The organism is uncultured Bifidobacterium sp., from assembly GCF_949292005.1.
Classification (GTDB): Bacteria; Actinomycetota; Actinomycetes; order Actinomycetales; family Bifidobacteriaceae; genus Bifidobacterium.
This window is the reverse complement of the sequence record NZ_CASEXV010000090.1, coordinates 68120-74280: the sequence shown is the minus strand read 5'-3', so window position 1 is coordinate 74280 and position 6161 is coordinate 68120. Positions and strand designations below refer to the sequence as shown.

The following is a 6161-nucleotide window of genomic DNA, read 5'->3' as shown; positions in this document are numbered from 1 at the left end:
CCTGTTGTCTAGATGCAAGTGCAACACCTTCTAGAGTTGGAGATTGTCTAGATGTCCGTTGAAGAGAGGTGTTGCACCCGTGGGTCAAGTGTATTCGCATATCGGCGAGGAGGAAAGGCAGGTCATCCAGATCGAGGTCGGCAACGGCGCCCCGATCCGGACGATAGCCGCGATGCTTTCCAGGAGTCCTTCGAGCGTGAGCCGTGAGATCAAACGCAACACGTGGTTCCCGTCCAACCAGAACGAATCGTACCGGCCCTACCGGCCCCGGCGTTTGAAGACGGGGCCGTGGACGGGCCGCTATTACGTGGCCGGGCCAGGAGCATTGAGTCACGTGAGGAGTTCGGCCATTGGGAGGCCGACAGCGTCATCGGCGTGGGCTGCCACCTGCACACCGAGGTCGAACGCAGAACCCGGTATCCGAAGGCCATGCTCATCGCCGACAAGACCTCGGCCAACACACTCAAGGCCCAGCACGCCCTGTTCCGCGGCCTGCCCCAACAGGCGCGGGTCAGCGTGACGATGGACAACGGCAGCGAGTTCGCCGCGCACTGCGCGCTCGTCGAGTCCCTGGGCATGCTCACCTACTTCGCCGGCCCCTACGGCTCCTGGCGGCGCGGAGGCAACGAGGACAGGAACGGCATGATCCGCCGCTACCTACCCAAAGGCACCCCGATCACCATGGACATGAACGACGAGATCCAGATGATCGTCAACGAGATCAACAACCGACCCATGAGAATCCTCGACTGCCGCACACCAGCCGAAGCGTTCACCGACGAACTGCTAGAGTTAACCCAGCCAACAACGGTGTTGCACTTCTAACTAGACAACGGGCTGCCGCCTTGTATAGGGTGTGGTTGTATAGGGTGTGTGAACAGGCGTTCCTGTGTCCCAGCCCGTTGCGCTATGTAATGTGGAGGCGTTGAATGGGTGTGGCGGCTGTGCCGGATATCGTGGGTTGACGCGCGAGGTGGGATCATGATCGGTGAGCGGGAGCTGCAGGCGTATATGGATTATTGCGCGGGGAACCGCGGACTCAGACCTCGGACCTTGCGGGCGTATGACGATGACGTGTCGGCCTGCCTTCGGCATCTTGACTTCGTGGGCGTCCGACGGCTGTCGGATGTTGGCATCGATGATCTGCGTGGGTGGCTTGTGGCGGATTCGCCACGCCACGCCAGATCCACCATGGCCCGTCGTGTCGTGGCGGTTCGGGGTTTCTTCGCCTGGCTGACCGATCGCTCGCTCATCCCCTCCGATCCCGCGCGCTCTCTGATGACGCCCAAGGCGCATGTCACGCTTCCGGTCATCCTCACGCAGGCGCAGGCCAGGGACATGATGAGGTCGGCGGACGCGCTCTCCCGTAGCGGCGATCAGGATGGCGCTGTCGACGGCAACTCGTCCATCCGCGTGGATGATGACGCGGACGTTACGGATTCCACCGATAGCGGGCGGAGGAACGGGCCGTCCCGCATGGCGCGTTTCCTGGCTCTGAGAGATGCGGCAATCGTCGAGATGCTGTATGGAACCGGCATGCGCGTATCCGAACTGGTGGGGATGGACGTCGAAGATGTCGACGGAGGACAGAGGCTGGTCCGGATTCATGGCAAGGGCGGGAAGCAGCGCGTCGTGCCTTTCGGGGCTCCCGCGGACAAGGCTTTGGGGGTATGGCTGGACGAGGGGAGAAGCGGCGTTCTGACGGGATCCGGTCGATTGGGGGAGGGCGTCCGGGCGGTGTTTCTGGGTGCCCGTGGCGGCAGGATTGATCAGCGTGTGGTTCGAAGCGTCGTCCATCGTCAGGCGCGCGAGGCCGGGGTGCCCGATATCGGCCCGCACGCTTTGAGGCACAGCGCGGCGACGCATATGTTGGACGGTGGCGCGGATCTTCGCGAGGTGCAGGAGATGCTGGGACACTCCTCGCTCGCCACGACGCAGCGTTACACGCATGTCACCGTGGAGACCATGAGAAAACGCTATGACCAGGCTTTTCCTCGGGCTTGAGAGCGTTGGCGGGCCACGACGCATAACGGAGCTTGACCGGGTGGGCAAAATCGGGTTGAGTTATTAACGGAATGGAAACATTCGCTGCCGTCTGGATACATTCCTGTAACAATCGCCAGTCTGCCGCGCCGTTGCTTGTCAGGGTATTCGCATGGCGAAAACAAGGAAATACTGCGCCTAAGTAGACCAAAACCAAAAGAAGAAGCGATGATTGAAGTGTTTCTGACGAATATATTCAGAATCTTGCCAGACAACACGACTGTCTTCTTCAGAGTGCGTATGATAAACGAGATCGATGGGGATCGGCGTCATGCGCGTCGATCCCCTCCTGTTATGGCGGGTGATTCCGCCACGGAGAAGAAGAGAGAAGGAAGTACCATTATGAGCACACGAAAGATGCTCGCGGCGGCCGCGGCGTTCTGCGCCATGGCGGTGGCGCTCAGCGGCTGCGGATCGTCGTCGAGCTCCACGACGAGCAGCGGCAAGGACATCATCACCGCATACGCGTCCGAACCGCAGAACACCCTGATTCCAGGCAACACGAACGAGACCGGCGGCGTCAAGCCCGGCGACCTCCTGTTCGCCCGTCTGGTGTCATTCGACGCCGAGGGCAACGCCAGCAACGAGGTTGCCAAGTCCATCACGCCGAACTCCGACGCGTCGCAGTACACGATCAAGCTCAAAAGCGGGTGGAAGTTCACGGACGGAACCGCGGTGACGGCCACATCCTTCACCAAGGCGTGGAGCTACACGGCGAACGCGAAGAACGCTCAGCTGGCGGCCTCCTTCTTCTCGACGATCAAGGGCTATGCGGCTCTGCAGAACACGAAAAGCCTCAAGGGCACCGAGCAGCTGTCCGGACTCAAGGTCGTCAACGACACCGAGTTCATCGTGACGCTGTCGCAGCCCGACGCGACCTTCCCGATCAAGGTCGGCTACCTCGCCTTCGCTCCGCTTCCCGAGTCCTTCTACAAGAATCCCAAGGCTTTCGGTGAGAAGCCCGTCGGCAACGGTCCCTACAAGTTCCAGAGCTGGACGCACAACAGTGAGATCAAGCTTGTCAAGAACCCAAGCTACAAGGGCAACACCGTCGCTAAGAACGACGGCGTGACCTTCAAGATCTACACCAACGACCAGGCGGCCTACGCCGACATTCAGGCCGGCAACCTCGACGTGATGGAGACGGTCCCGTCGTCCGCAACCAAAACCTTCCAGAAGGACTCGTCGGTCCAGGCGTACAACAAGTCCGGATCCGTCATCCAGACCTTCACCATCCCCTCGAACCTCGCCCACTTCAAAACCGACACCAAGGAGGGCCGTCTGCGTCGTCAGGCCATCTCCATGGCGATTAACCGCAAGGCGATAACGTCCAAGGTGCTCAACGGCATCGGAACCCCAGCTGTGGACTTCACCTCGCCGCTGACCCCGGGCTATTCGAGCACAATCAAGGGCGTCGACAACCTGAAGTACAACGCGGCCAAGGCCAAGAAGCTGTGGGCTGAGGCCGACGCCATCTCGAAGTATGACGGCACCCTCACCTTCTCCTACAACGCCGATGGCGGTGCGAAGTCGATCTATGATGCGGTCGTGAACCAGCTGAAGAACACCCTCGGAATCAAGGCCGCGACCAACCCCATCCCCACCTTCCAGGAATTCCGGGATGACATCACGAGCCGCAAGATGACCGGCGCCTTCCGCACAGGATGGCAGCCCGACTATCCGTCGGCTGAGAACTACCTCTTCCAGCTTTACGATTCCGCGGCTGCGGATGGAAACGGCTCGAACGATGGCGATTACAAGAACTCCAAGTTCGACGCCCTTATGACGAAGGCGTACGCGGCCACTACCACCGCGGAGGCCAACAAGATCTACCAGCAGGCCCAGGAGATCCTCCTCAACGACCTGCCGTCGATCCCGCTGTACTACAGCAACGCCTCCGGTGTGGCGGCCACCGGCGTCAAGGGCTTCGAGATGAATTGGCAGAATCTGCCTGTCTACGAGAACATGACCAAGTGACTCCAGCGATGTGAAACCGGCTCCGGCCGGGAAGGTCCTCTTCCCGGCCGGAGCCGGTTTCACACGCCGCCGGTGTCAAGCTGGGGGTAGACTGACGAGACGTGTGTCGATGTGTCGGCGTTCGCTTCACGGCGCTGCTTGCGGCAAGGATGATCAGAACAAAGGAGTGATCGGTGGGAAAGTATCTTCTGCGCAGGATTCTGCAGATGATCCCCGTCGTACTCGGCACGACGTTGCTGGTGTACGCCCTGGTTTTCGCGCTTCCGGGGGATCCGGTGAAGGCGATGTTCGGCGACAAGCCGGTCAACGAGGCTGTGGCGGCCCAGATCCGCTCTGAATATAATCTGGACAAACCATTCATTATTCAGTACCTCCTTTTCCTGCGCAACGCGTTGACCCTCAACTTTGGCCAGACGTTCTCCGGGCAGTCGATCACATCGCAGATCGGTCAGGCGTTCCCCGTCACGATCAAGTTGGCGGTGATGGCGTTCGTGTTCGAGGCGATCTTCGGCGTGGTCTTCGGCATCATCGCGGGATTCAAAAAGGGCACATGGTACGACAGCGTGATTCTTGTCGTCTCTCTTCTCCTCATCTCCGTTCCGACTTTCGTCACAGGCTTTGTCGGACAATACCTTTTCGGCGTCAAGTGGCGCATCCTTCCCGTCACCGTGGGATCGGACCCCGGATTCCTCGACCTGTTGATGCCGGCGATGGTTCTGGGATCGGTGTCGATGGCCTACATCATTCGTCTGACCCGTTCGGAGATCTCATCCAACATCGCACTGGACTACGTGCGAACCGCCCGTGCTAAGGGGATGAGCAACGCGTCGGTCATGCTTCGCCATGTTCTGCGCAATTCGCTCATACCCGTCGTCACCTATCTCGGACAGGATCTCGGCGCGCTTATGAGTGGGGCCATGATCACGGAGACCATATTCAACATCCACGGCATTGGATTCCTCACATACCAGAGCATCCTCAAGGGAGAGAGCAATATGGTCGTCTCCATTGTCACCCTGCTGATGCTTGTTTTCGTCGTATCCAATCTCATCGTCGACATGCTCTACGCGGCCCTAGACCCGCGCATCCGCTACGCGTGACCGGAGGGACGCATCCACATGACTGACAAGAACGATATGACCGATGGATTGGAGCCGGACGCCATGCCCTTCGCCTCATCCCGTGCACTTCCGGGACAGGAGCGTTACGTCGCTCCTGTGGACAAGACCCCGCTACGAGATGTCGATTCGATCGACGAGTCCGCGCCCGCCACGAATATGTGGACCTCCGCATGGAAGATTCTGCGGCGCAATCCGATGTTCATCATCTCCGGAGTCCTGATTCTCCTTATTCTTGTGGTGGCGCTGTTCCCTGGATTGTTCACCAGCCAGAACCCGAATTACTGCAATCTGAACAACTCGTTGGATTCCGGCTCGGCCGGGCATCCTTTCGGATTCGACCTCCAGGGCTGTGATGTCTATACGCGCGTCGTGTACGGAACTCGCACGTCATTGAGCGTCGGAATCCTTGCCACACTTCTCGTCGTTCTGCTCGGATCACTGATCGGCGCCGTCGCCGGGTTCTTCGGAGGATGGGTTGACGCCGTCCTCAGCCGGCTGACGGATATCTTCCTGGCGCTTCCGATTCTTCTTGGTGCGATTGTGGTTCTTCAGATGTTCCGCACCAACGGCTCCATCTGGAAGATCATCCTCGTCATGGTTCTTTTCGGCTGGGTGTCGACCGCGCGCATAGCGCGTGGGGCCGTGATGGAGGCCAAGAACCTCGAGTTCAACACGGCTTCGACGGCGCTGGGATCCACGCCGCTTCGCAATCTCATGCGCCACATCATCCCCAACTCCCTTGCGCCCATCATCGTGGTGGGAACCACATCGTTGGGCACCTACATCGTTCTTGAGGCCACACTGAGCTTCCTGGGAATAGGGCTCCCGACGACGACTGTCAGCTGGGGAGGGGACATCTCCAACGCGCAGTCCATGCTGCGAACGAATCCATCCGTGCTTTTCTATCCATCGGCAGCCCTTGCCATCACGGTTCTCGCCTTCATCATGATGGGCGACGCCGTGAAGGACGCGCTGGATCCCAAGAGCAGAACTGAATGATCGGAGAGGACCACACGATGG

At 59.7% G+C, this 6161-nt stretch carries 4 protein-coding genes and 1 pseudogene; all 5 read left to right on the top strand.

The window, feature by feature from the left end:
* The first annotated feature begins 79 nt into the window (after positions 1 to 79).
* The 5 genes and pseudogenes from Q1X90_RS07160 (at position 80) to Q1X90_RS07140 (ending at position 6140) form a co-directional block, all read left to right on the top strand.
* A pseudogene (locus tag Q1X90_RS07160) lies at positions 80 to 825 on the top strand (IS30 family transposase).
* Positions 826 to 981: 156 nt separating this feature from the next.
* Complete coding sequence (locus tag Q1X90_RS07155; RefSeq protein WP_300768491.1) at positions 982 to 2004, top strand: tyrosine recombinase XerC; 1023 nt, start codon at positions 982 to 984, stop codon at positions 2002 to 2004.
* Between the two features lie 381 nt (positions 2005 to 2385).
* On the top strand, positions 2386 to 4020 hold the full coding sequence (locus Q1X90_RS07150; RefSeq protein ID WP_300768490.1) for an ABC transporter substrate-binding protein: 1635 nt from the start codon (positions 2386 to 2388) through the stop codon (positions 4018 to 4020).
* A gap of 173 nt (positions 4021 to 4193) precedes the next feature.
* Positions 4194 to 5120, top strand: a complete 927-nt coding sequence (locus Q1X90_RS07145) for an ABC transporter permease (RefSeq protein ID WP_300768489.1) — start codon at positions 4194 to 4196, stop codon at positions 5118 to 5120.
* Positions 5121 to 5183: 63 nt separating this feature from the next.
* Entirely contained in the window at positions 5184 to 6140 is a 957-nt protein-coding gene (locus Q1X90_RS07140; RefSeq protein ID WP_300768522.1) for an ABC transporter permease, read from the top strand.
* The last annotated feature ends 21 nt before the right edge of the window (positions 6141 to 6161 follow it).

Excerpts from the sequence above, each read along its gene's own strand:
- Q1X90_RS07155 (WP_300768491.1), top strand. The coding sequence starts at position 982 with ATGATCGGTGAGCGGGAGCTGCAGGCGTATATGGATTATTGCGCGGGG.
- Q1X90_RS07150 (WP_300768490.1), top strand. The coding sequence starts at position 2,386 with ATGAGCACACGAAAGATGCTCGCGGCGGCCGCGGCGTTCTGCGCCATG.
- Q1X90_RS07140 (WP_300768522.1), top strand. The coding sequence starts at position 5,184 with ATGCCCTTCGCCTCATCCCGTGCACTTCCGGGACAGGAGCGTTACGTC.